General features: G+C 72.7%; 19 protein-coding genes. 8 read left to right on the top strand and 11 right to left on the bottom strand.

Translation table 11 applies throughout. The features are described from left to right. Positions 1-34 precede the first annotated feature (34 nt). Complete coding sequence (locus PYR91_RS14360; RefSeq protein ID WP_279780257.1) at positions 35-2,113, top strand: glycosyltransferase; 2,079 nt, start codon at positions 35-37, stop codon at positions 2,111-2,113. Between the two features lie 226 nt (positions 2,114-2,339). After that, complete coding sequence (locus tag PYR91_RS14355; RefSeq protein WP_279780256.1) at positions 2,340-3,860, top strand: MDR family MFS transporter; 1,521 nt, start codon at positions 2,340-2,342, stop codon at positions 3,858-3,860. A 13-nt stretch (positions 3,861-3,873) separates the two neighbouring features. On the opposite strand, the gene PYR91_RS14350 is transcribed toward PYR91_RS14355, so the two are convergent. From PYR91_RS14350 to PYR91_RS14330, 5 genes are all read right to left on the bottom strand, one after another. After that, positions 3,874-4,587, bottom strand: coding sequence for a TetR/AcrR family transcriptional regulator (locus PYR91_RS14350; protein WP_279780255.1), 714 nt, complete (start codon positions 4,585-4,587; stop codon positions 3,874-3,876). 117 nt (positions 4,588-4,704) lie between these two features. Further along, positions 4,705-5,673, bottom strand: a complete 969-nt coding sequence (gene nrfD, locus PYR91_RS14345; RefSeq protein ID WP_279780254.1) for an NrfD/PsrC family molybdoenzyme membrane anchor subunit — start codon at positions 5,671-5,673, stop codon at positions 4,705-4,707. After that, positions 5,670-6,458 carry a 4Fe-4S dicluster domain-containing protein gene (locus PYR91_RS14340; protein WP_279780380.1) on the bottom strand — a complete coding sequence of 263 codons (789 nt, stop codon included), beginning with the start codon at positions 6,456-6,458 and terminating at the stop codon, positions 5,670-5,672. Before PYR91_RS14340 ends, nrfD begins: the two co-directional genes overlap by 4 nt. Positions 6,459-6,544: 86 nt before the next feature. Further along, positions 6,545-9,766 carry a formate dehydrogenase gene (fdh, locus tag PYR91_RS14335; protein WP_279780253.1) on the bottom strand — a complete coding sequence of 1,074 codons (3,222 nt, stop codon included), beginning with the start codon at positions 9,764-9,766 and terminating at the stop codon, positions 6,545-6,547. Between the two features lie 187 nt (positions 9,767-9,953). Beyond that, positions 9,954-10,460, bottom strand: coding sequence for a carboxymuconolactone decarboxylase family protein (locus tag PYR91_RS14330; RefSeq protein WP_279780252.1), 507 nt, complete (start codon positions 10,458-10,460; stop codon positions 9,954-9,956). A 135-nt stretch (positions 10,461-10,595) separates the two neighbouring features. Between PYR91_RS14330 and PYR91_RS14325 the strand changes: the two genes are divergently transcribed. Further along, positions 10,596-12,053 (top strand): PLP-dependent aminotransferase family protein, encoded by a 1,458-nt coding sequence (locus tag PYR91_RS14325; protein WP_279780251.1) that lies wholly within the window; start codon positions 10,596-10,598, stop codon positions 12,051-12,053. An 872-nt stretch (positions 12,054-12,925) separates the two neighbouring features. Here PYR91_RS14325 and PYR91_RS14320 read toward each other — a convergent pair. Continuing rightward, positions 12,926-14,431 (bottom strand): flotillin family protein, encoded by a 1,506-nt coding sequence (locus tag PYR91_RS14320; protein ID WP_279780379.1) that lies wholly within the window; start codon positions 14,429-14,431, stop codon positions 12,926-12,928. Between the two features lie 46 nt (positions 14,432-14,477). Then, entirely contained in the window at positions 14,478-14,657 is a 180-nt protein-coding gene (locus PYR91_RS14315) for a hypothetical protein (RefSeq protein ID WP_279780249.1), read from the bottom strand. A gap of 370 nt (positions 14,658-15,027) precedes the next feature. Between PYR91_RS14315 and PYR91_RS14310 the strand changes: the two genes are divergently transcribed. After that, complete coding sequence (locus tag PYR91_RS14310; protein ID WP_279780248.1) at positions 15,028-16,917, top strand: NAD(P)-binding protein; 1,890 nt, start codon at positions 15,028-15,030, stop codon at positions 16,915-16,917. Between the two features lie 7 nt (positions 16,918-16,924). Here PYR91_RS14310 and PYR91_RS14305 read toward each other — a convergent pair whose 3' ends face one another. Further along, positions 16,925-18,154 (bottom strand): acyltransferase family protein, encoded by a 1,230-nt coding sequence (locus PYR91_RS14305; protein ID WP_279780246.1) that lies wholly within the window; start codon positions 18,152-18,154, stop codon positions 16,925-16,927. Positions 18,155-18,322: 168 nt separating this feature from the next. Further along, on the bottom strand, positions 18,323-19,159 hold the full coding sequence (locus PYR91_RS14300) for an SDR family NAD(P)-dependent oxidoreductase (RefSeq protein ID WP_279780245.1): 837 nt from the start codon (positions 19,157-19,159) through the stop codon (positions 18,323-18,325). A 151-nt stretch (positions 19,160-19,310) separates the two neighbouring features. Here PYR91_RS14300 and PYR91_RS14295 point away from each other — a divergent pair, with 151 nt between their 5' ends. The 4 genes from PYR91_RS14295 to PYR91_RS14280 are packed head-to-tail and all read left to right on the top strand — an operon-like array spanning position 19,311 to position 23,338. Then, complete coding sequence (locus tag PYR91_RS14295) at positions 19,311-22,010, top strand: nitrate- and nitrite sensing domain-containing protein (protein WP_279780243.1); 2,700 nt, start codon at positions 19,311-19,313, stop codon at positions 22,008-22,010. Next, positions 22,007-22,411, top strand: coding sequence for a roadblock/LC7 domain-containing protein (locus tag PYR91_RS14290; protein WP_279780242.1), 405 nt, complete (start codon positions 22,007-22,009; stop codon positions 22,409-22,411). Before PYR91_RS14295 ends, PYR91_RS14290 begins: the two co-directional genes overlap by 4 nt. After that, positions 22,408-22,782 (top strand): DUF742 domain-containing protein, encoded by a 375-nt coding sequence (locus tag PYR91_RS14285; protein WP_279780241.1) that lies wholly within the window; start codon positions 22,408-22,410, stop codon positions 22,780-22,782. The genes PYR91_RS14290 and PYR91_RS14285 overlap by 4 nt, the downstream gene beginning before the upstream one ends. Beyond that, the gene (locus tag PYR91_RS14280; RefSeq protein WP_279780240.1) at positions 22,763-23,338 is read left to right on the top strand and encodes an ATP/GTP-binding protein; all 576 of its coding nucleotides are present in this window, start codon (positions 22,763-22,765) and stop codon (positions 23,336-23,338) included. The genes PYR91_RS14285 and PYR91_RS14280 overlap by 20 nt, the downstream gene beginning before the upstream one ends. A gap of 27 nt (positions 23,339-23,365) precedes the next feature. On the opposite strand, the gene PYR91_RS14275 is transcribed toward PYR91_RS14280, so the two are convergent. Both PYR91_RS14275 and PYR91_RS14270 read right to left on the bottom strand, forming a co-directional pair. Next, positions 23,366-23,926, bottom strand: coding sequence for a hypothetical protein (locus PYR91_RS14275; RefSeq protein WP_279780239.1), 561 nt, complete (start codon positions 23,924-23,926; stop codon positions 23,366-23,368). A gap of 1 nt (position 23,927) precedes the next feature. Next, complete coding sequence (locus PYR91_RS14270; protein WP_279780238.1) at positions 23,928-24,248, bottom strand: PadR family transcriptional regulator; 321 nt, start codon at positions 24,246-24,248, stop codon at positions 23,928-23,930. Between the last annotated feature and the right edge of the window lie 72 nt (positions 24,249-24,320).

The following is a 24,320-nucleotide window of genomic DNA, read 5'->3' as shown; positions in this document are numbered from 1 at the left end:
CAGTGAGCCGGATGTGAGGGGGGCAGGTCGCACCATGGCCGAAAGTGACCAGACGAACCCGGACGAGCCGCGTTTCCAGCGCCTCGGGGCGGCGAACTGGCTGCCCGAGGAGCGCAAGGCCGTCGAGCGCTACGAGGAGCGGATCCGCGAGCTGGAGCGGCGCCTGGCCACCGCCGAGGCCCGCGCCGAGTACGCCCAGTGGCAGCTCTCGGCCACCAAGGCGCAGCGCCCGTACCGCGTCAGCACCGCGCTGGCCGGCGCCAAGCGCCCGGCCAGGCTCGTCCGGCTCCCCCGCGACCTGTCGCAGGCGATGAAGCCGAAGAAGGCGCCCAAGCCGCCCGCCACCGTCGCCGCGAGCGGCGTCGCCATCGAGAGCAGGCAGGCGCACGCCCCCGAGGTCAGGATCCCGAACCTCGCGTGGCCGGAGGGGCCGGTCAACCGGCCCGGCCTCAAGGTCGCCGTGATCCTGGACGACTTCTCCCGCATGGCGTTCAAGTACGAGTGGGACCAGATCGAGTTCGGGCTCAAGGACTGGCCGGAGATCTTCGCCGAGAAGCGTCCTGACGTGCTGTTCTGCGAGTCGGCCTGGCACGGCAACCAGGGGCGCTGGCGCTACCAGATGACCGGCACCAACGCGCCCAAGCAGGAGCTGCGCGACCTGCTGGCCTGGTGCCGCGAGCAGGGCGTTCCCACGGTCTTCTGGAACAAGGAGGACCCGCCGAACTTCGACTTCTTCATCGACACCGCCAAGCTGTTCGACCACGTGTACACGTGCGACGGCGACATGGTGCCCAAGTACCGCGAGATCCTGGGGCACGACCGCGTCGGGGTGCTGCAGTTCGCGGCGCAGCCCCGGGTGCACAACCCGGTGCAGACCAAGCAGGGCCGCCCGTACGACGTGGTCTTCGCGGGCATGTACTTCCGCGACAAGCACCCCGAACGGCGCGAGCAGATGGAGACCGTGATCGCCCCCACCCGGGAGCTCGGCCTGCACATCTTCGCCCGCAACGACAAGGCCGGCGACAAGTACGCCTGGCCCGAGGAGTACCGCCCGCACATCGTGGGCGAGCTGCCGTACGAGCAGATGCTGGCCGCGTACAAGATGTACAAGGTCTTCCTCAACGTGAACTCGGTGATCGACTCGCCCACCATGTGCGCGCGGCGGGTCTTCGAGCTGTCGGCGTGCTCCACCACGGTGCTCTCGGGCTGGTCGCGTGCCATCGAGGAGACCTTCGGGCCGCTGGTGCCGGTCGCGCACACCCAGGAGGAGGCCTACAACATGGCCCTCTACCTGATCAACAGCCCCGAGCTGCGCGCCCGCCAGGCCCATCTCGCCATGCGCGAGGTCTTCGACAAGCACCTGTTCTCGCACCGCGTCGACCAGATCCTCGGCGACCTCGGCCGCCCGGTGCGCACGGCCACCAGGAGCGTGTCGGTCGTGCTGCCGACCAACCGGGCCGGGCAGCTTGAGCACGCCATCGCGCAGGTCGCCCGCCAGCGCCACCGCGACCTGGAGCTCATCCTGGTGCTGCACGGGCTGGACATCGACCCGCAGGTGGTCACGGACAAGGCCCTCGCCGCCGGCGTGCCCGCCGTCAAGGTGCTCACCGCCGCGCCCTCGCTGACGCTCGGCGAGGTGCTGAACCTCGGCATCGCCCAGGCCGACGGCGACCACATCGCCAAGATGGACGACGACAACCTGTACGGCGAGCACTACCTGTCCGACCTGCTGCGGGCCTTCGACTACGCCGACGCCGAGATGGTCGGCAAGGGCGCCCACTACACCTACTTCCCGGCCACCAACACCACCGTGATGCGCCTGCCGGGCCTGGAGCACCGGTACGCCCACCTGGTGCAGGGCGCCACGATCCTCGCCAAGGCCGACCTGCTGCGCGCGTTCGCGTTCGAGCCGGTCAACGCGGGCGAGGACACCCGCCTGGTGCGGCGTTGCAAGGAGGAGGGCGTCCGCATCTACTCGGCCGACCGCTTCAACTTCGTCTACATGCGCGGCGCCGACGCCTCGGCCCACACCTGGAAGGCGCAGGACTACAAGCTCACCCGGAACGCCCAGTTCAGCTTCGTCGGCCACCCCGAGGCCCACGTCATGATCTGACCTCCGGCCGTCGCCGGAGCAGCCGCCGTACGGGCCTCGCCCGTGGCGGGTCACCGGGTGTCGGGACCCTCCCGCACCCCTGTTACTTCCCCTCTCGGATCGTATAAGTCCGGACAGAGGGGAATGTAAAGGGCGAAGTGCCGGTTTCGTACTCGCGTGCGACCGCCCTATCGACGGAGGTGCCACGCCCGATGTCGACGCCCGAAGCGCAAGGAGAGCTCCCGACGTGACGACGACAACGACATCGAAGGGCGTCGGTCTCCGGTCGGAGCGCGGGCCGGTCCTGGCGGCGATCATGCTCTGCACCAGCCTGGTGGCGCTCGACAGCACGATCATCGCGACGGCGGTGCCGTCGATCGTCAGCGACCTCGGCGGCTTCTCGCAGTTCCCGTGGCTGTTCTCCGTCTACCTGCTCACCCAGGCCGTCACCGTCCCGCTGTACGGCAAGTTCGCCGACCTGTTCGGGCGCAAGCCGGTCATGTTCTTCGGCATCGCGGCCTTCCTGCTCGGGTCGATCCTGTGCGGCTTCGCCTGGAGCATGCCCGCGCTGATCGTCGCGCGCGCCATCCAGGGCATCGGCGCCGGCGCCGTCCAGCCCATGAGCATCACGATGGTCGGCGACCTGTACTCGGTGGAGGAGCGCGCCCGCGTGCAGGGCTACGTCGCCAGCGTGTGGGGCATCTCCGCCGTCATCGGCCCCACCCTGGGCGGCCTGTTCTCCGAGTACCTGAGCTGGCGGTGGATCTTCTACATCAACCTGCCGCTCGGCGCGCTGGCCGCCTGGATGCTGGCCCGCCGCTTCAAGGAGCGGGTGGAGCCCAGCAAGCACCACATCGACTACACCGGGGCCGTGCTGCTCACCGGCGGCTCCAGCCTGCTCATCCTCGGCCTGCTCGAAGGCGGCGTCGCCTGGGCGTGGGACTCCGTGCCCAGCTTGGCGATCTTCGCCGTCGGCGTCGTGCTCATCGTGGCGTTCGTGCTCGTCGAACGCAGGGCCGCCGAGCCCATCCTGCCGCTGTGGGTCTTCCGGCACCGCACGCTCACCGGCGGCAACCTGGTCGGCCTCACCGTCGGCGCGCTCATGATCGGCCTCAGCTCGTACGTGCCGACGTACGCCCAGGGCGTGCTCGGCACCGGCGCCCTGGTGGCCGGCTTCGCCCTGGCCGCCCTCACCATCGGCTGGCCCATCGCCGCGACGCTCTCCGGCCGCGTCTACATGCGCATCGGCTTCCGCGACACCGCCCTCATCGGCGGCGTGCTGGTGGTGGCGGGCGCCCTGATGGGCTTCCTGCTCACCCAGCAGGCGAACGTCTGGCAGGTCGCGGGCGCCTGCTTCGTCGTCGGCGCGGGCCTGGGCCTGGCGTCCAGCCCGACGATGGTCGCCATCCAGTCGGTGGTGGGCTGGGAGCGCCGCGGCGTCGTCACCGCGACCAACATGTTCTCCCGCTCCATCGGCAGCGCCGTGGGCGCGGCCGTCCTCGGCGCCATCTCCAACGCCACCCTCGCCGACCGCTTCGCCCACCCGCCGGCCCAGCTCGCCGGGCAGCTCCCCACCACCCTCGACGCCACCAGCCTCGTCCTCGGCGCCCAGGGCGCCGCCGCCCACACGCCCGCCGCCACCTACATCCGCGGAGCCCTCTACGAGGCCACCCACCACGTCTTCCTGGCCCTGCTGGTCGTCGCCGTCCTCAGCGTCGCCGCCATGCTCCTGATGCCCCGCCACACCAGAGAACTCACGTTCGACTGACCGTCCCCGTCGGCTAGGTGAGGGAGAAGGTGTCGGCGAGGGTGTGGAGTTCGGTTTCCATGAGGGTGGCGGGGTCGTGGCCCATGCCGGCGAACTGGCCTTCCACCTCCAGGGTGAGGACGCCGTGCAGGCGGGTCCAGGCCTGGAGGGCGCCCGCCAGGGCCACTCCGGCGGTGTCGTCGCCGGTGGGGGTGGTGTGCTCGGCCACCCACGCGGCGACCTGGGGTTCGCGGGCGGCCCAGGCGCGCATCTGCTCGACCAGGGACTGGACGGCGGGGGCGGGCTTGCCCTCGGCGAAGATGCGGACGAAGGGGCCCAGGGCGGCGCGTGCGCTGGTGACGGTGTCCGGCGGGGCGGCGTAGCCGGGGAGCGGGGAGCCGAACAGGAGCAGGTAACGGTGCGGCTGGGTCACGGCCCAGGTTCGGTAGGCGCCGGCCAGCTCCCGGAGCCGCTCGCGGGCAGGCCGCGCGGCCGACCGCCCGGCCGCGGCGCGCAGGATGGTGGCGATGTCGTCGTAGGCGTCGAGGATCAGCGCGCTCAGCAGATCGTCGCGGCTCGCGAAGTAGCGGTAGAGGGCCGGGCCGGACAGGCCCAGGTCCTTGGCGATGCGGGTGAGCGCGATGGCGCCGATGCCGCCCTCGGCGAGCTGGCGGAGCGCGATCTCCTTGATCTCCCCGCGCGTCTGCTCCCGGTAGCGGGCCCGAGGGCCTCCCGCCGTCTGCGCCACAGTCGTGTCCTTCCTTCCGCCCTGCCGTCGATCCCAACGGCGCGACCTACCCTAGCGAAAGTTAGACGATATAACCTTCCGGCCGGACTCGCTGTCCGGCGGACGGCCCGGTGGGCCTCAGCCCGGGTGGTGGGGCGGGGCCGAGGCGCGGGCGCGCTGGGGGACGACGGTGTAGCGCGGGTCCTCGGTGGAGGCCACGCCCGCCGCGAAGACGCCGAAGCGCACGAAGGCGGAGGCGGCCATCAGGGCGGCTCCCGAGGCGACGGCCAGAGCCCGCCTGCGGCGCGACAGGAGCGTACCGGCGGCGCCGGCGACGGCCAGGGTCTCGGCGGCGCGCATCAGGGCGCCCGCGCTGCCCAGCTCGTAGGCATCGGCGATCATGCCCATCCGGCGGCGCATCAGCCGTCCGGCGACCAGCTCCACCGCGGTGCCGGCCAGCGCGGCGCGGCGCGCGGGACCGTTCTCCGCCAGGGGCGTCGCGATCAGGGCGAAGCCCGCCGCCGTGGCCGCGGCCGAGCCGGCGAACAGGAACGGCAGCTCGCGGTGCCCCTCGTGCCAGGCCGGCACGGCGGTGTCGCTGAGCAGCGCCGCCGTGTACGTCGTGACGGCCGGCCCGAGCAGCGCGGCGCCGTAGCCCGCCGCCCGGCCCAGCGCGGGGCAGCGGCCGGTGAGGTCGGAGGCCAGGCCCGCCACCGCCAGCGGGGTGTACGCGGAGAGCAGCCAGGTGCCGACGCTCATCGGCGAGGTGGGCTTGAACGTGCGCAGCATGTTCACGAAGCGCTCCGGCCGGCCCAGGTCCTCGATGAGGGCGGCGAGCGACAGGGAGACGCCGGCGACCGCCGCGACCCTGCTCGCCCGGGCCAGGCGCGGCCGTCCGGTGAGCTCACCGCCCGCCGCGAGCACCGAGGAGGCGCCCGCCAGGCCGCCGAGGTAGAGGTAGCCGGCGATGTTGGAGGCCTTCCACGTCGGCGGCTTCAGGATGGGCCGGTCGTAGTAGGAGGCGAACTCCTTCTCCGCCACCACGCCGTGCCCGCCGGCCCGGCCGTCGGCGCGCCCGTTCCCGGCGGCCGGGTACGGGGTGTTCATCGGCGCTCCAGGGCGAAGGCCGCGGCGACGCCGGCGGCGAGGGTCAGGGCGGCGGCGGCCGCGTGCCGCCAGATCGAGGGCAGGTCGCGGGTCGTGTCCATGGGGGCGGGCGGCAGGCCGTAGACCTCGGGCCTGTCCAGGAGCAGGAAGAAGGCGCCGTTGCCCCGGACGCCGTCGGCGGGGTCGTGGCCGTACAGGCGGGCGTCGGTGACGCCGTCCTCGTGCAGGTCGCGCACGCGGGCGGCGGCGCGTTCGAGCAGCTCGTCCAGCGGGCCGTACTGGATCGACTCGGTGGGGCACGCCTTGGCGCACGCCGGGGTGAGGTCGTCGACCAGGCGGTCGTAGCAGAGGGTGCACTTCCACACGCGGCCGTCGCGCTCACGCTTGTCCAGGACGCCGTACGGGCAGGCCGACACGCAGTAGCCGCAGCCGTTGCACACGTCCTCCTGCACCACCACGGTGCCGAACTCCGTGCGCAGCAGCGAGCCGGTGGGGCAGACGTCCAGGCAGGCCGCGTCGGTGCAGTGCTTGCACACGTCCGACGCCATCAGCAGCCGCAGGTCACCCGCGCCGTCGTCGCCCGCGCCGGTCGGCGCGCGCATGGGCTTGCGCTGCTCGATGAAGGCCACGTGCCGCCACGTGGACGCCGAGAGCTGCCCGGTGTTGTCGAAGGACATGCCGGTGAACTCCAGCGGGTCGTCGGCCGGGAGCTGGTTCCACTCCTTGCACGCGACCTCGCACGCTTTGCAGCCGATGCACACCGAGGTGTCGGTGAAGAACCCCATGCGCGGCGGATGGTCGGCGTAACCGGTCTCCTCCTGCACCTGCGGCAGCCGGGTGGCCGCCTCTGCCGTGCGTTCCGACATCGGTGTCAGACCTCCAGTCCGGTGCGCTCGCCGATGCCGGCCCTGCGCCGGAAGGTCTCCACCAGGCGCACCAGGCCCGGCCCGCGCGGACGGCGGCCCGGCTGGATGTCGGCGGTGGTCGCCTTGCTCTCCTGGATGTCGGCGTTGGGGTCCAGGACGATGGACGTCAGCTCGTTGGCCGGGTCGCCGATCGTGAGGCCGTTCGGGCCCCAGTGGTACGGCAGCCCGATCTGGTGGATGACGCGGCCGTTCATGCGTAGGGGCGGCACGCGGTCGGTGACCATCACCCTGGCCTCGATCGCCCCGCGCGCGGTGACGATGGTGGCCCAGCCGCCGTGCTCCAGCAGCCGTTCGTCGGCGAGCTGCGGGGAGACCTCGCAGAACATCTCCGGCTGCAGCTCGGCGAGGTAGGGCAGCCAGCGGCTCATCCCCCCGGCGGTGAAGTGCTCGGTGAGCCGGTAGGTGGTGACCACGTACGGGTACACCTCGTTGCCCGGCGGGTGGTAGAGGTTGCCCGGGTGCGAGTAGAGCAGCCGCGCCGGGTTGCTGCGGTGCGCCCGGTACAGCGGGTTCTCGCACGGCGTGTCCTGCGGCTCGTAGTGCGTGGGCAGCGGCCCGTCCATCAGCCCCGCGGGCGCGAACAGCCACGCCTTGCCGTCGCCCTGCATGATGAACGGGTCGATGCCGGACAGCGCGTCGACGCCCGACGCGTCGTCCGGGGGGCGGTAGTCCGGCGGCCGGTCGTCGACGAAGTCGGGGATGTCGTGCCCGGTCCACCTCCCCTGCTCGGCGTCCCACCAGACGTACGCCTTGCGCTCGCTCCACGGCCGGCCGTCCGGGTCGGCCGAGGCGCGGTTGTACAGCGTGCGCCGGTTCATCGGCCACGCCCAGCCCCATTCGGGCGACACCCAGCTCTGCTCGGTGTGCGGCCTGCGCCGCGCCGCCTGGTTCACCCCGTCGGCGAAGACGCCGCAGTAGATCCAGCAGCCGCAGGAGGTGGAGCCGTCGCCGCGCAGCTCGGTGTAGCCGCCCAGCAGGCGGCCGCCGGGCCCGTACCCGTTGACCTCCCGCAGGACGGCGTCCGCGCTCGGCTCGCGAAGCTCGCCCTCCTCGGGATAGTCCCAGGTCAGGTCGAGGATCGGCCGGTCGGCCGGGTCGGTGGAGCCGGCCAGGCGCTCCCTGATCTTCCGTCCCAGGTGGTAGACGAACCACAGGTCGCTGCGCCGGTCGCCGGCGGGCTCGACGGCCGCGTGGTGCCACTGGAGCAGCCGGTTGGTGTTGGTGAACGTGCCGCTCTTCTCGGTGTGCGAGGCGGCGGGGAAGAAGAACACCTCGGTGCCGATGTCGGCGGTGCGCATCTCGCCGGTGCGGATCTCCCGGCCGTCCTTCCACCAGGTGGCCGACTCGATCAGCGAGAGGTCGCGCACCACCAGCCATTCGAGGTTGGCCATCCCCTTGCGCTGCAGGGCGGCGTTGGCGTGGCCGACGGCCGGGTTCTCGCCGAACAGGAACATGCCCTTGCACTCGCCGGCGAGCTGCGCCATCACCGTGTCGTAGGTGCTGTGCGTGCCGGTCAGCCGGGGCAGGTGGCCGAAGCAGAACTCGTTGTCCGGCGTCGCCGCGCCCCCGTAGTAGGCCTTGAGCAGGCTGACCACGTAGTGCCGGGCGTCTGCCCAGAAGCCCTTGTGGGTGCTGACGACGTCGACGAAGGTGTCCAGGTTCTCGTCGGTGTGCGCGAACGGCATGGGGATGTACCCCGGCAGCAGGTTGTACAGGGTCGGGATGTCGCTGGAGCCCTGGATGCTCGCGTGGCCGCGCAGCGCCATGATGCCGCCGCCCGGGCGGCCGATGTTGCCGAGCAGCGACTGCAGGATGCTCGCCGTGCGGATGTACTGGGTGCCGACGGTGTGCTGCGTCCAGCCGACCGCGTAGGCGAAGGCGGTGGTGCGGTCGCGCCCGGAGTTGGACGTCACCGCGTCGCACACCCGGGCGAACAGCTCCGGCGGGATTCCGCACGTCTCCTCGACCAACGCGGGGGTGTAGCGCGCGAAGTGCCGCTTGAGTATCTGGTAGACGCACCGCGGGTGGGTGAGCGTCGGGTCCGACTCCGGCAGGCGGGTCACCGGCGCCCCGCCCGAGCCGTGCGACTCGCCGCGGCCGGGCGTGTGGTACTCGCCGATCCTGATGCGGTGCCCTGAGGCGGCCTGGACCTCCGGGCCCTTGTAGTGCCAGGTGGTGACGTCGTAGCCGCGCGTCTCGGGGTCGAAGCCGGAGAAGACGCCGTCGAGGTCCTCGGTGTCCTTGTAGTCGTCGTTCACGATGGTGGCGGCGTTGGTGTAGTTCAGGACGTACTCGCGGAAGTCCTTGCCCTCGCTCAGCACGTGGTTGACGATCGCGCCGAGGAAGGCGATGTCGGTGCCCGCGCGGATCGGCACGTACAGGTCGGCCATGGCGCTGGTGCGGCTGAAGCGCGGGTCGACGTGGATGATCGTCGCTCCGCGCAGCTTGGCCTCCACCACCCACTGGTAGCCGACCGGATGCGCCTCGGCGAAGTTGGAGCCCTCGATGACGATGCAGTCGGAGTGCTGCAGGTCCTGCAGGAACGTGGTGGAGCCGCCCCGGCCGAACGAGGTGCCGAGGCCGGTCACCGTCGAGCTGTGGCAGACCCGCGCCTGGTTCTCCACCTGCACCACGCCGAGGCCGGTCATCAGCTTCTTGATCAGGTAGTTCTCCTCGTTGTCCAGCGTCGCGCCGCCCAGGCTCGCGATGCCGAGCGTGCGGGCCACCCGTTTGCCCTGGTGGTGCTCCTGCCAGGTCGCGCGCCGGGTGCGCACCACGCGCTCGGCGACCATCTCCATCGCCGTCTCCAGCTCCAGCGGCTCCCACTCGGTGCCGTACGGCCGGCGGTACAGCACCATGCGCTCGCGGGCGTCCCCGGTGGTGAGCTGGAGGGTCGCCGAGCCCTTGGGGCAGAGCCTGCCCCGGCTGATCGGCGAGTCGGGGTCGCCCTCGATCTGCACGACCTCGCCGCCGGAGACGTAGACGTTCTGCCCGCAGCCCACCGCGCAGTACGGGCAGATGGACTTGACCACGCGGTCGGCCGTGGCCACGCGCCCGCGCAGCGTGTCGGTGCGGGGCGAGCGGACGGCGACGCCCAGCCCGTGCCGGTCGGGGCCGGTGAGCTGCCGGACGACCGGCCATCTGCCCAGCAGGCCACGCAAGCCCATAATCTCGCCCCCACCCTCTGCGACCGGACGAATCCGGACGGTCACCGCCGGGGGGCGCAACGCACTACCTCCCCCGAAGGGGACGCTCCCAATCTTTGCGGTCTCCGGCCCCCCGCGCCGGAACGGCGTGGCGTGCTCGCGCCGGGCGTACCGGGTGACCGCCATGCGGGACGGCGTCCGGGAACCCTCAGCCGGCGGGGCGCACGTAGGTGCCGGGGACCAGCCGGGCGGCGCCCGCGACCCGGTTCCACGCGTTGATCACCACGATGGCCCAGATGAGCTTGACCAGGTCACCCTCGGAGAAGTGCCGGGCGGTCCGCTCGTAGAGCTCGTCGCTCACGCCGTTCGCCGGGAGCAGGGTGGCGGCCTCGGTGAGCTCCAGCGCCGCGCGCTCGCGCGGGGTGAAGAACGGGGTCTCGTGCCAGGCCGTCAACGCGTAGACGCGCTGCTCGCTCTCACCGCCCGCGCGGGCGTCCCGGGTGTGCATGTCGATGCAGTACGCGCAGCCGTTGAGCTGCGACGCGCGGATCTTGACCAGCTCGATCAGCGAGGGTTCCAGCCCGGACCCCTCGACGGCGGCGTCCAGTGCCCGCATGGCCTGGTAGATCTCGGGTGCGGTGTCGCGCAGGGAGAACCGGGGCTTCATCGGCCCGGCGGCCTCGGCCGTCGCGCCGTCGGTCATCGTGTTCGTCATGGCCACGACGCTAGGGGGGCGGGTGGCCCAAGGTAAGGTCCATTTCCGCGCCGGGAGACTGGGCCACTTCCGGGGGCGGCCCGCCCGGAGAACTCCGCTGCCGCGCGGACCGGCGCGAAGGTAAGGTCCCTTTCCGTGTCGGGACACCGGGCCACTTTCGGGATCGACCTGCATGTGGAGCTGGACTCCGGCGCGGGCCGGCGCATCGGCCTGGAGCGCGCGCTGCGGGACGCCGTCCGCGACGGGCGGCTCGCGCCCGGCACCCGGCTGCCGTCCACGCGTGTCCTGGCCGCCGAGGCGGGCCTGTCGCGCAACACGGTCAGCGCGGCCTACGACCAGCTCGTCGCCGAGGGGTATCTGACCGCGCGCCGGGGGTCGGGGACGTCGGTGGCCGAGGTCGCGGCCCGTCGCCCGGACACCGCTCCCGCCGGGCGCGAGCCGGCCTCGCCGCGGCACGACCTGCGGCCCGGCCGCCCGGACGTCACCGCGTTCCCGAGGGCGGCGTGGCTGCGCTCCACCCGCCGGGTGCTGGCCACCACGCCGGCCGCGGCGTACGACTACGGGGCCGCGCAGGGCGCCGGGGAGCTGCGGCACGCGATCGCCGGCCACCTCGGGCGGACCCGCGGCGTGCTGGTCGCCCCCGGCCGCGTGGTGATCGTCTCCGGCTTCACCCAGGCCCTTTCCCTGCTCGCCCAGGTGGTGTCCGCCGGCCCCGCGCCCGCTATCGCGACCGAGGACCCGGGGTTCGCGTTCCACCGTGACGTGGTGCGCCGCGCGGGCGGGCGGGTGGCGCCGCTGCCGGTTGACGAGCGCGGCGCCCGCACCGACCTGCTGGCCGGGCCCGCGTACGAGGGGGTGGGCGCGGTGGTCGTCACGCCCGCCCACCAGTCCCCCACCGGGGTGACCATGCACCCGTCGCGCCGGCACGCCCTGGTCGAGTGGGCGCGCGCGACCGGCGGCCTGGTCGTCGAGGACGACTACGACGGGGAGTTCCGCTACGACCGCCAGCCCGTGGGGGCCGTCCAGGGCATGGCGCCCGACCACGTGGCCTACGTGGGAACCGCCTCCAAGACGCTGGGCCCGGGGCTGCGGCTGGCCTGGATGGCGCTGCCCGACCGGCTCGTCGGGCCCGTCGTGGACGCCAAGCTGCACGCCGACCACCACACCGAGACGCTCGGCCAGCTCGTGCTGGCCGACCTCATCGTGGGCCACGCGTACGACCGCCACGTGCGCGCCTGCCGCCTGCGCTACCGCCGCCGCCGCGACCTGCTGGTCGCCACGATCGGCCCGGGGCCGGGACGGCCGCGCGGCCCGGTCGTGCGGGGCATCGCCGCCGGTCTGCACGTTCTGATCGGCCTGCCGCCGGACGGCCCCGCCGAGCCCGAGGTGCTCGCCCGCGCCGCCGAGCACGGCCTGGCCCTCAGCGGCCTGGGCCCTTCCTGGCACCACCCCGGCGACCACCCCCAGGGTCTCGTCGTCGGCTACGCCACCCCACCCGAACACGCCTACCCGGCCGCCCTCGACGCCCTGACCGAAGTCCTGACCGAAGTCCTGGAAGCCGTCCACCCCCACCCACCCGCACGCCACCGATAGCGCCTCACGGCCCGGGGCCCCGGCGAGCCGCCGTACACGGCGCCGTCTTCGCCACACAAGCAAGCACCGCGTCGGCGCCGGATGAGCACAGCACTGCGGCCGAACGAACAAGACGACCGCCCACGGCACTCATGCCGCGCCCACTACCAACCGGCCACCGACCATGGAGCCGAAACCAGCCAACCGCCGTACACGGCGCCGTCTTCGCCATCCGGGGCAAGCCCCGTATCGGCGCCGGAACGAGCACTACCACCGCGCCCGTTCCGACAAGAACCGCTGCCTTCCCACAGGTCCCATCCCGCTGCCGACCACCAACCGGCCACCGTCTCGAAACGGTGTCTTCGGCGCAGCCTTCCCCAGGGCGACCCTCGGTCGCTCACTCCGCACCGTCGCGCACAGCAACCGCTCTCAGCCGATGAGGACCCGCGTCAGCACGACCCGGCCGGGTCGCCCTCCCTCCACCTGCCTAGTGCCCGATCCCGGCGCCGTGTCGGCCGGGAGTCGTACGGCGAAGGCGGCGCGGCCGTACGGCGCGCGGCGCGGTGAAGCTCGCGGACACCGCGCCGGCCTGTCGGCGTCATGACGCCGCCCCGGCCGACCCACAGCCAATCCCCGGCCACGGTCTGGCCGACGCGTTTCTCCGGGCCCGGGGTGGTTGTCCGCGCGACGGAGAGAGGTGACCGGCGGAGGGTCGCCCCTGATGAGGCTGTGCCGAAGGCGCCGTTTCGGAGACGGCCGCCGATCGGGGAGGGACACGGCGGCCGGTCAGAGGGGCGAGCGACGCGGTAGGGCGGGGGCATTGGCTGAAACAGGCCTTGGGCCTCCGGCGCCCCGCGACCCGGGCACCGGAGGCTGATCATGGGACGGCGGGGTCAGCCGCCGTCGGTGACGCGGGGCTTCGGGTGGTCGACGCCGTTCAGGACCGGGGCCGGAGCCGGGGCCGCGGCCGGGGGCGTGGCGCCGTTCAGCAGCGAGCGGGCCAGGCCCAGCCCGGTGCCGCCGAGCGTGAGCGCCTTGGCGAGCATCTCCTCGATGCCCTGGGCGCCGTTCAGCACGACCATGTGGTCGACGTTGCCGAACGCCTTGGACCCCGCCTCGACGATCGCGGGCCAGTTCTGCGCGAGCTGCTGCGCGATGACGGCCTCCTGGTTCTCGGCCAGAGCCTCGGAGCGGGCGCGGATGGCGTCGGCCTCGGCCAGGCCCTTCGCCTTGGCCGCCTCCGCCTCCGCCAGGCCCTTGGCCTTGGCGCCCTCGGCGTCGGCCAGCGCGCGCGCCTTGGCCGCCGCGGCCTCGCCCTCACCGGTCGCCCGGGAGGCCGCACCGGCGGCCTCGCCGCGCAGCCGCACCGACTCGGCCTCCGCGACCGCGGCCTGCTTCACCTGGGACGCCTGGGCGACGGCCCGCAGCTCGGTCTCCTTCGCCTCGGCCTGGGCCTGGGCGATGCGCGCGTCCCGCTCGGCCTGCGACAGCGTCACCGTCTCGTACGCCCGCGCGTCGGCGGGCTTGCGCACCTGCGACTGCAGCCGCTGCTCGGCGAGGTTGGCCTCCAGCTCGGCGGCCCGGGTCTCCTGGACGACGACCTCCTGCCGCGCGGTCGCCTCGGAAAGCGGCCCAGCCTGCCGCGACCTGGCGGCGGCCTCGTCCATCTCGGCCTGGTAGCCGGCCTGCTGGATCTGCGAGTCGCGGACGGCCGCCGCCTTCTTGGCCGCGGCGATCTGCTCGGCCTCGGTGGCCTCCTGGTCGCGCTGCGCCTCGGCGATGCGGGCGGAGGCGGCGATCCTGGCGGCGTGCGGCTTGCCGAGGTTGAGGATGTAGCCGGTCTCGTCGTCGATCTCCTGGATCTGCAGGGAGTCGACGACCAGCCCGAGCTTGCTCATCTCGTCGGCCGCGCTGCTGCGGGTCTCGCCGGTCAGCCGCTCGCGGTTGAGGATGAGGTCCTCGACGGTGAGGTTGCCGATGATCGAGCGCAGGTGGCCGGTGAACAGCTCGTGGATGGCCCCGTTCATGCTGTCCTGCTGGTCGAGGAAGCGCCGGGCGGCGTTGGCGATCGAGGCGAAGTCGTCGCCGACCTTGTAGATGATCACGCCGCGCACCTGCACCGGGATGCCCTGCTGGGTCACGCAGTTGACCTGGAGGTTGGTGGCGCGGCTGTCGAGCCGCAGCCGCCGCGCCGTCTGGAACCCGGGCAGCACGGCGGCGCCCTTACCAGTAATGATCTTGAAACCGAGGCTCTCGGCGAGCTCGTTCTTCGTGCGCGCGCCCAGGCCGGAGATGATCAGGGCCTCGTTGGGCTCGGCGACCCGCCAGACGGCCTTGAACAGCAGAACGGCGATGACGAGGAGGATGACGGCGCCGCCGGCCCAGACGGCCAGCTCCATGGTGGTCAATGCGACCTCCGCAAAAGAGGGGGGTGGGAGAGAGAGTTCAGACGGCCGCGCGGGCCACATACACCGTGCGGGGCGGGTAGTACTCGACGACGACGATGATCGACCCCACCAGGATCTCCTCGTCGGGAATCGACGGGTGGGCGTAGAAGGCCTCAACGCCCCCGCGTATCGGCACCATCACCTCGCCCACAAGGCCCGGCCCGATTCTGCCGGTCACCCTGCCCTGCCTGCCGACCACCGCACACCCCGTCGCCTCATACAACTGCAAACGCGAACGTTACCCCGTTTATCCCAGCACATCGATACTTCGGAAGAAACGGCAACTTCCCCGTGGCCGTCACCTTCGCGCGATACGCCTTCTCCCGGGCCAACGAGCGACCCGAAGGCCGCGTTCCCGTACCGGCATGAAAAAACGGCGAGAAGCCGGACACGTTCCCTGTACGGCGGGCGCAATAAACCCCAAAAGACTTGCTCCCCGCTCCCCGACACGCCCCATTCCGCTTGTGACCGGGGGTGATGATCGCGGAATGACCGCTCATTTCCCGCTTGGCGAAGATCATTACGGAAGTCGGGCACACGAGCTGGGAATGGACCGGCCGATCAGCCGCCGGGACTTCTTCGACGGGGTCACGATGGTGGCCGCCACCACGGCGCTCGGCTCCCTGGCCGGTCGCGGCGCGCCGTCCACGCCGCTCGAAGGCCCGGGGCGTACCCGCTCGGCGGCGCACCCCGCCGCGGCCCAGGGGCTGCGCGGGAACACGCCGGACGCGCTCGCCGTCCCGCACGCCCTGCGCGACGGCCGGTTCTGGGAGCGCGCCGGGGAGCCGGAGCCGACCGGCGAGCGTTACGACCTCGTCGTGGTCGGCGCCGGCGTCAGCGGCGTCACCGCGGCCTACGCCTGGACGCGGCGGCACCCCCGGGCGCGGGTGCTGGTGCTGGACAACCACGACGACATCGGCGGCCAGGCCCGGCGCAACGAGTTCCACCCGGCGGGCCGCGCGGGCCCGCTCGTCTCCCACGGCGGCTCCGGCGGCCTGTACGCGCCGTCGGAGTGGTCGCGGGACGGCAGGGAGCTGCTCGCCGACCTCGGCGTCGAGGTGAGCGGGGCGGGCGGGGCGGGCGGCGCCGACCCGGCCCTGTACCCCGGCCTCGGCATGCACGAGGCGGTGTTCTGCGACCGCGAGAGCTTCGGCGCCGACCGGCTGGTGCGGCTGGCGCCCGGGCGGGCCACGGCCGACTGGGTGGCGGAGCTGCCCGTCGCCGCCCGGGCGCGCGAGGAGCTGGCACTGCTCTACGACCATCCCCCCGACTGGTTCCCGGGCCTGTCCGGCGAGGAGAAGAAGCGGCGGCTGGCCGCGCTGACGTACACCCGGTTCCTGCGCGAGGTGTGCGGGGCGCATCCGGACGTCGTCCGCTTCTGCCAGACGATGCCGAGCGCCACGTGGGCGCACGGCGCCGACGCGCTCGGCGCGCTGGACGCGTGGCTGCTCGCCGGCCGCTTCACCTACCCCGGGTTCGCCGGGCTCGGCCTGGACGCCTCCCACCCCTCCCCGCTCGCCTCCACCAGGGCGGCGCGCGGCCGGGCCGCGGACGCCCACCCGTTCCCCGAGGGCAACCAGGCGCTGGTGCGCATGATGGTCGCCCGCATGGTGCCCGGCTTCGCCGGCGCCGCCTCGGCCGGGGAGATCACCACGACCCGGCTCGACCGCGGCGCGCTCGACCGGGCGGGCAACCGGGTGCGGGTGCGCCTGTCGAGCCCGGTGGTCCTGGTGCGCGCGGACGGCACCGTGGGCTACTTCGACGGCGCCCGCGTGCGCACGGTGCGCGGCGGCGCGGTGGTCATGGCCTGCGGGCACACGATGATCCCCTACCTCGTCCAGGACCTCCCGGCCGAGCAGAAGGACGCCATGCGCCAGGCGGTGCGCATGCCGCTGGTGCACGCGACGGTACAGCTGCGCGACTGGCGCGCCTGGCACGCGGCGGGCGTCCACCGCGTGCGCTTCACCGGCGCGTACTGGGCGTCGGCCGAGCTGGCCGTCCCGGTGAGCACCGGCTCCTACCGGTGCCCGCGCGAGCCGGGCGAGCCCGTCACCGCGCACCTGGTGCACGCCCCCGCCCCGCCGGGGGTCTCCCCCCGCGACGCCGCGGCGGCCGGGCGCCGCGCCCTGGCTGCCACGCCGTACAGCGCGCTGGAGTACGGCGTGCGGCAGCAGCTCGCGCGGCTGCTCGGCCCGTGGGGCTTCGACCCGGCCCGCGACGTCGAGGGCCTGACGGTCAACCGCTGGGGCCACGGCCACGCCCGCGAGTACACCCGGCCGTGGGACGCGTTCCACCCCGCCGGGCCGCTCCCGTCCGACACGGCGCGACGGCGCTTCGGGCGGGTGGCCATGGCCGGCGCGGACGCCGTGCCCGGCGGCGACGTCGACGCCGCCGTCACCGCCGCCTGCCAGGCCGTGCGCGACCTGGAAGACGCCTGACCGCCGGTCACCGCGACGGGCGCGACCGGGGCCGGCGGATCTTGGTGAAGGCCCAGGAGGTGTCGGGCTCGACCGCCCACCCGGTGAGGCGGCGGACCGCCGGCGAGCAGAGCAGCACGGTCAGCCCCACGCCCAGCACGATCACCAGCGCGACGCCCGCCGGGGTGCGCAGGCCGCCGTAGTACGGCTCGACGGCCTTCACGACGAAGCCGTGCAGCAGGTAGGCGTACATCGTCGCCGCACCGAGGCCGGAGTACCACGTGCGCCGCGACGGCGTGACGGCCAGGAACGCGAGCACGAGCGCGGCCCCGGCCGTCAGCAGGCCCAGGCGGATCGCGCTGCCGGCGAGGTCGTTCACCCCGATCGCGGTGTTGCTGCTCCGCCAGCGGATCCACTCGGTCGCGATGTCGGCGTGGAACCGGAACGCCAGCGCCAGGCCCGCCGCCAGCACCGCGGCGCCGGCCAGGCGGACCCACCGGCCCTTGAGGAACTCCAGGTCGGCCGGGCGGAGCATGAGGCCGAGGACGTAGAACGGCAGCAGGCCGAGCGTCCTGTTCATCGACAGCTCGTCGGGCAGGTCGCTCATGCCCGACAGCAGCGACAGCCCGACCGCGACCGCCAGCGGCCAGCGGAGCTGCTGCCACACCGGGGTCGACAGCCGCCACATGAACAGCGACATCAGGAACCACGTCAGGTAGTACGGTTCGAGCAGGCTGAACTCCAGCGTGCCGGTGGTGAGCCACCGCGACAGCGAGTAGGCCGCCTCGAAGACGGCGTACGGCACCGCGAGGCCGCTGATCAGCTTCCTGGCCTTGCCGGGCGAGAACGTCCAGTTCCGCGACAGGTAGCCGCTGAGCAGGATGAACAGCGGCATGTGGAACAGGTAGCCGAAGAAGTAGAGCGCGTGCGCGGCCGGCACGTCCCGCAGGTCCTCGATGAGGTGGCCGGTGACCACGAGGGTGATCGCCAGGAACTTCGCGTTGTCCAGGAACGGGTCCCTGACCCGCTCGCCGGAGCGCGGCGCGATGGGCTTCGGGGGCGCGGTGGCCCGCGTGCCGGCGTTCCTCGGGGCGGGGGCGGCGTCCGTGGGCGCGGCGACCCGCGGGGGCGCGGCGGTCTCCGGCGCCTGGGGCGGCGCGACATCCCGGGGCACGTCAGGCGGGGCGGCGGGCACCGGCGGGCGGGGAGCCGAAGGCGAGGGCACCGAGCCGGGGGACGCCGGAGTGGCGGAGGTCACGAGCCCGGGACCCTAACGCCGGGCGCTGGGAACCAGGGGAACGCCCGATGTCGGCGAGGCGAACATCACCGGACGAGCGCCCACCACACGCCCCGGCCGTGCCCCAAGATGGGTCCGCCCCGGACGGAGATCCGCCCACCGGGGCGCCCCGGCGGCTCGGGCGAGGGCTCAGGACTCCTCGCGGGACGGCTTCTCGGTGGACAGGCCGGTGAGGGCCGCGGTGGCCTCCCAAAGCGTCTCGGCCAGGCCGGGGTCGGTCATCAGCCGCGTGGCGGGGGCCGGCACGCCTCCGGCGAAGTAGCGCCCGGCGTGCCGGGTGCCGTCGATCGTGGTGGCGAGGTGCACAAGCGGGCGCGCGGCCTGCTCCGGCGGGATCGCCAGGCCGGGCACGGCCATCAGCAGCTTCATGTACAGACTGCCGGGCGCGAACGCCGTACGCACCACGCCGGGGTGGAAGCAGGTGGCCGCCACGCCGCGCCGAGCAAGGGCGGCGGTGATGAGCGTATTGGCCTGCTTGGTGTCGCAGTACTGCAACCAGGCCATCCAGCGCCTGCGCGACCGGTCGAGGTCGGCGGGGTCCAGCCGGCCGCTCCTCGCGGCGCCGGAGGCCGTCGTCACCACCCGGCCCTCGGACGCCTTGACGCGGTCGAGCAGCAGGCTGGTCAGCAGGAACGGCGACAGGTGGTTCACCTGCATCATCGTCTCGTGGCCGTCGGCGGTCATCCGCTTCTTGGTGCACATGACGCCGGCGTTGTTGGCGAGCACGTCGATGCGCTCGTAGCGGTCGAGCAGGTCGGCCGCGAGCCGGGTGACCTCCTCGAACGAGGTGAAGTCGGCGGTCGCGACGGCGGGGTGCCGGCCCGACGCGTGCGCGATGCGCTCGGCCACCGCGTCGAGCCGGGCACGGGCCCGGCCGACCAGGACGACCTCGTGCCCGTCGCGCGCCAGCCGCTCGGCCGCGGCGGCGCCGATCCCGGCACTGGCCCCCGTAATCACAGCAATCATCTGTCCTCCAGTACGCCGGAACTCTATCGGTGCTAGCCTTCTGTGCGATCTTCCGGAGGTGCATTCCGCTCAAATGCCACAAGAGCCTCCGAGCGCTGCAGGAGTGTCCATGGGTTCTCGAAAGCGGTCCATCCGCTTCAAGATCTTTACCTTGCTACTCCTGCCTCTGCTGTCTCTGAGCGCTCTGTGGGGATTCGTTCTTAACCTCACCATCGGTGATGGAATATCACTCCTGCGGGCCAACACGATCTACCAGAGCCTCGGCGTCACCTCCACCGACCTCGGCCTCAAGATCCAGGCCGAGCGCTCGCTCTCCGTCGCCGTCCTCAGCACCGGCACCGGCGACCCTGCGGCGCTGGCCACCCAGCGGGCCGCCACCGACACCTCCCTCGGGAAGTTCCGCGCCTCGGCCGAGTCCGGCGACACCCTCAGCGCGCTCAACGAGCCCATGAAGACCTCGCTGACCGGCCTGCTCAACGAGATCGAGCAGCTGCCCGGCATCCGCGCCAACGTCGACACCCGGCAGGCCGGCCGCCTGGAGACCGCCCAGGCCTACACCCGCGTCATGGACGCCCTCTTCCGCCTCTACGACCGCATGGTGTCGGTGCCCGACCTGTCGATCTACGAGCAGGCCGGCGCCATGCAGGCGATGGGCAACGCGAGAGAGATCATTTCCCGGCAGAACGCGCTGGTCAGCGGAGCCCTCACCAGCCAGGGCCTGTCGGACGCCGAGTACACCGCCTTCGCCGAGTGGGCGGCCAACCGGCGCTTCCAGTACTCCAAGGGCATGGCCATGCTCGACCCGGAGCTGCGCAGGCCGTACGAGGAGGTCTTCGCCTCCCCGACCTTCCGGCGCTTCGCGGCCATGGAGCAGGACCTGATCTCCAACGCCCGCTTGAGCGGCCCGCTGCCCGACTCGCTCGGCCGGTGGAAGGCGATCACCGACAACCTCTCGGCGACGCTCGACCAGGTCGGCGCCAAGGACTCCTCCCTGCTGGCCGACCGTGCCCGGACGGTGGCCACCGGCATCCTGGTCCGCATCGGCCTCGCCGGCGGGCTCGGCCTCGTCGCGGTGGTGGCCTCGATCGTCATCTCGGTGCGCTTCGGCCGCCGCCTCATCCGCGAGCTGGCCGGGCTGCGCAACTCCGCCCGCGAGCTGGCCGATGTCCGGCTGCCGCACGTCGTCGACCGCCTGCGCAAGGGGGAGCCGGTCGACGTCGCCGCCGAGGCGCCGGAGATCACCGCCGGGGAGTCCACCGAGATCGAGGACGTCGCGCGGGCGTTCGGCTCCGTGCAGCACACCGCCGTCCAGGCCGCCGTCGAGCAGGCCGACCTGCGCAGGGGCGTCAGCCAGGTGTTCCTCAACCTGGCCCGCAGGAAGCAGGGGCTGCTGCACCGGCAGCTCACGCTGCTGGACGCCATGCAGCGCCGCGCGGCCGAGCCCGAGGCGCTGGAGGACCTGTTCCACCTGGACCACCTCACCACCCGCATGCGCCGCCACGCGGAGAGCCTGATCATCCTGTCCGGCTCCGCGCCCGGCCGCGTCTGGCGCAAGCCGGTGCCCGCCGTCGACATCATCCGGGCCGCCGTCGCGGAGGTGGAGGGCTACACGCGGGTCAACGTGCTGCCCGTGCCGAACGCCTACCTGTCGGGCGCGGCGGTCGCCGACCTCATCCACCTGATCGCCGAGCTGGTCGAGAACGCGACGGTCTTCTCGCCGCCGCAGACCCGGGTGCTGGTGCGGGGCGAGTCGGTCGCCAACGGCTTCGTCGTCGAGATCGAGGACCGCGGGCTCGGCCTGCTGCCCGAGGAGTACGAGGCGGTCAACGACCGGCTCGCCCACCCGCCGGAGTTCGACCTGGCCGACAGCGACCGGCTCGGCCTGTTCGTCGTGAGCCAGCTCGCCGCGCGCAACGGCGTCAGCGTGCTGCTGCGCGGGTCGCCCTACGGGGGCACCACGGCCATCGTGCTCATCCCGAAGGCCCTGGTCGTCGACGACGGCTCCCCGTCCCCCATCCCGGGCTCGCTCGCGGACGACGTGCCGCACCGGCCGCGCGGGTCGCTGGCACGGGTCGCGCTCCAGCAGGGCGGCGGGGGCCACGAGCACCCGCCGGTGCCGCCCGAGGAGGACGACGACGACCCCCGCTTCACCACCTCGCCGTTCTTCACCCCCACGAACCCGCGGGGCGACGCGCCGTCGCTGACCGTGGTGCCGGCCATCCCGCACTCCGACGACCCGCCCGGCACCGACGTCCCCGACGCGGCCGGCAGCGCCTCCGACGACGGCGGGCCGGCGGCGACCGCCCCGCCCAGGCCGGCGGGGGCGGTGCCGTCCCCGCGCGGGCCGCTGACCGGCGGCACCCACAACGGCCTGCCGCGCCGCGTCCGCCAGGCCAACATGGCGCCGCAGCTGCGCGAGACCACCGGCCCGCTGGCCGCCCCCACCCCGCCCTACCCCGGCGAGCCCGGCGCGCCGGAAGCGGGCATGGCGCCGGCGGGGCCGGCGACCGGACCTGCCGGGCCGACGACCGGCTCCGGCCGCCCGGAGCGCTCGCCCGACGAGGCGCGCGCGATGTTCTCCGCCTTCCAGCAGGGCTCGCGCCGGGGCCGCGAGGACTCAGGCCCGGAGGACGGCGATCCGCCCGGCGACCCCGAGGGCGCGCGAGATTCCTCCAAGGAGACCCGAGATCCGTCCGAGGGGCGTCTGAGCAGGTCCCGAGGCGAGCACGACCCGTCCGGCGGGGGCGAGGACGGCGACGTCCGGCCCGACGAGGATGACCAACAGCCCGACCTGCGCGACCATAGTGAGGGTTACGTACATCTGACGACTGGCGAGAAGGGTGACGAATGACCGGCAAAGTCTCGTCAAACGGCGAACTCAACTGGCTTCTCGACGATCTCATCAGCAGGGTCGCCGCCGTACGCCAGGCGGTCATCCTGTCCACCGACGGCCTGGTCGTCGGTGCCTCCATGGGGTTCAGCCGTGAGGACGCCGAACACCTGTCCGCCGTCGCGTCCGGCTTCCAGAGCCTCGCCCGGGGTGCCGGACGGCACTTCGGCGGCGGCGAGGTCCGGCAGACCATCGTCGAGATGGAGAACGCCTTCCTGTTCGTCACGGCGGCGGGCACCGGCACCTGTCTCGCGGTGCTGAGCAGCGCGGACGCCGACGTGGGCCACATCGCGTACGAGATGGCGATGCTGGTCAAGCGGGTCGGCCAGCACATCTCCACCAACCCCCGGCGGTCGCCATGACGATTCGCGGCGAGCAGTGGCTCGATGAGGAGGCCGGGCCGATCGTCCGGCCGTACGCGCTCATCCGTGGCCGCACACGTTCGTCCGGTGACGATCTCGACCTGATCGCCATGGTGTCGGCGACCGGGTCTCCGTACACTGGCGAGGCCGGTCTCGGCCCCGAGGAGCAGCGCATCCTGGAGCTCGCCGACCGGCCGATGTCGGTCGCGGACATCGCCTCAGAGCTCGACCTGCCGCTCGGCGTGGTCCGCGTTCTACTTGGCGATCTCCAGGATCAGGGCATGATCAGCGTCCGGGCTCCCGCCCAACGTGGACCGCGCCCGAATGAGCGCCTTCTCAAGGAAGTGATCAATGGCCTACGAGCACTCTGAGGAGCCCGTCGCCCTCAAGATCTTGGTGGCGGGTGGCTTCGGCGTGGGCAAGACCACGCTGGTGGGCGCGATCAGCGAGATCCGGCCACTGCGCACCGAAGAGGTCCTCTCCGACCGTGGCATCGGCGTCGACGACCTCGACGGCGTGGAGGCCAAGACCACCACGACGGTCGCCATGGACTTCGGCCGCATCACCATCCGCGAGGGCCTGGTGGTGTACCTCTTCGGCACGCCCGGCCAGGAGCGCTTCTGGTTCATGTGGGACGAGCTGTCGTACGGCGCCCTCGGCGCGGTCGTCCTGGCCGACACCAGGCGCCTGACCGACTGCTTCCCCAGCATCGACTACTTCGAGCAGCGCGGCACCCCCTTCATCGTCGCCGTCAACTGCTTCGACGGCGCCGACCGGCACGAGGCCGAGGACGTCAGGATCGCGCTCGACCTGGACCCCGACATCCCGGTCATCATGTGCGACGTCCGCCGCCGAGCCTCGGCCAAGGTGGTCCTGGTGACCCTCGTGGAACACGCCCTCCGCACCCTCACCCCGGCCGCCGGCTAGGAGCCGTGATCCGGCTACGGCCGGTGTTCAGACGGTGTGGGTGACGGAGTCGGGGCGCCTGATTCGAGAGGTCAGCAGGCGCCAGAGCCGGCCCACGACGATGGTGCCGCCGATCCACAGCAGGTAGGTCAGCACGGTCCACGTGCCGGTCAGCTGGGTGGCGTAGCCGTCGGCGAAGGTGAACGTGGTGGGGGTCTGCAGATAGCTGACGCCGGGCCAGACGAAGGTGCCGTCGGCATGCGGATCGACGGCGAGGACGCCCTGCCGGTACGCGTCGGCCGCCTCGCCGAACACGAAGTTGAGCACGAACGGGGTCAGGCTTCCGAACCAGAAGGCGGCCACCCAGGAGTGGCGAGGACCTTCACCCAGCTGGGCAACCAGATACCGCTGGGCGAGCTGCCCGCTCCCACCGACGCGGCGCAGCGCCTCGGTGGTGCCGACGTCCGCGGCGGCCTCCAGCAGGTTGGCCCTGACCTCCCGGCGGATGGCGACTCGCGATCGTGTGGGCAGGTCGTACAGGCGCTGATCCAGCGTCCACACGAGACGCTCGATGCGTACCCGGTCCCACCAGCCGATGGTGTGCGACATGTCAGCTTCCCTCCTCGGGTGCCGTGGGCAGAGGCCGTGCCAGGACGGCGTCGACGCTGCTCGTGTGCCGGGCCCACGCGGTGGACCCCGCTCGCAGCGCATGCCATCCGGCCGGAGTCAGTCGGTAGTACTTGCGCGCGGGCCCGCTCGGCGAGGGCACCAGCCGGGTGGCGATCCGCTCCTCGCGCTCCAGGCGCGCCAGCGCCGGATAGACGCTGCCTTCGAGCACGTCAGCGAACCCGGCCTCCTGCAGACGCCGCACCACTTCGTACCCGTACGACTCCCGCTCGGCCAGCAGATGCAACAGCAGAAGCGACAACACGCCCTTCAGCAGCTGCGGATCATGGCTCGACGTCACACTCCTAGACTGTGCCCAGTACTAGTGACTGTCAAG

Source organism: Sphaerisporangium sp. TRM90804, assembly GCF_029846175.1.
Taxonomy (GTDB): domain Bacteria; phylum Actinomycetota; class Actinomycetes; order Streptosporangiales; family Streptosporangiaceae; genus Sphaerisporangium.
This window is presented reverse-complemented; position numbering and strand designations above follow the sequence as displayed.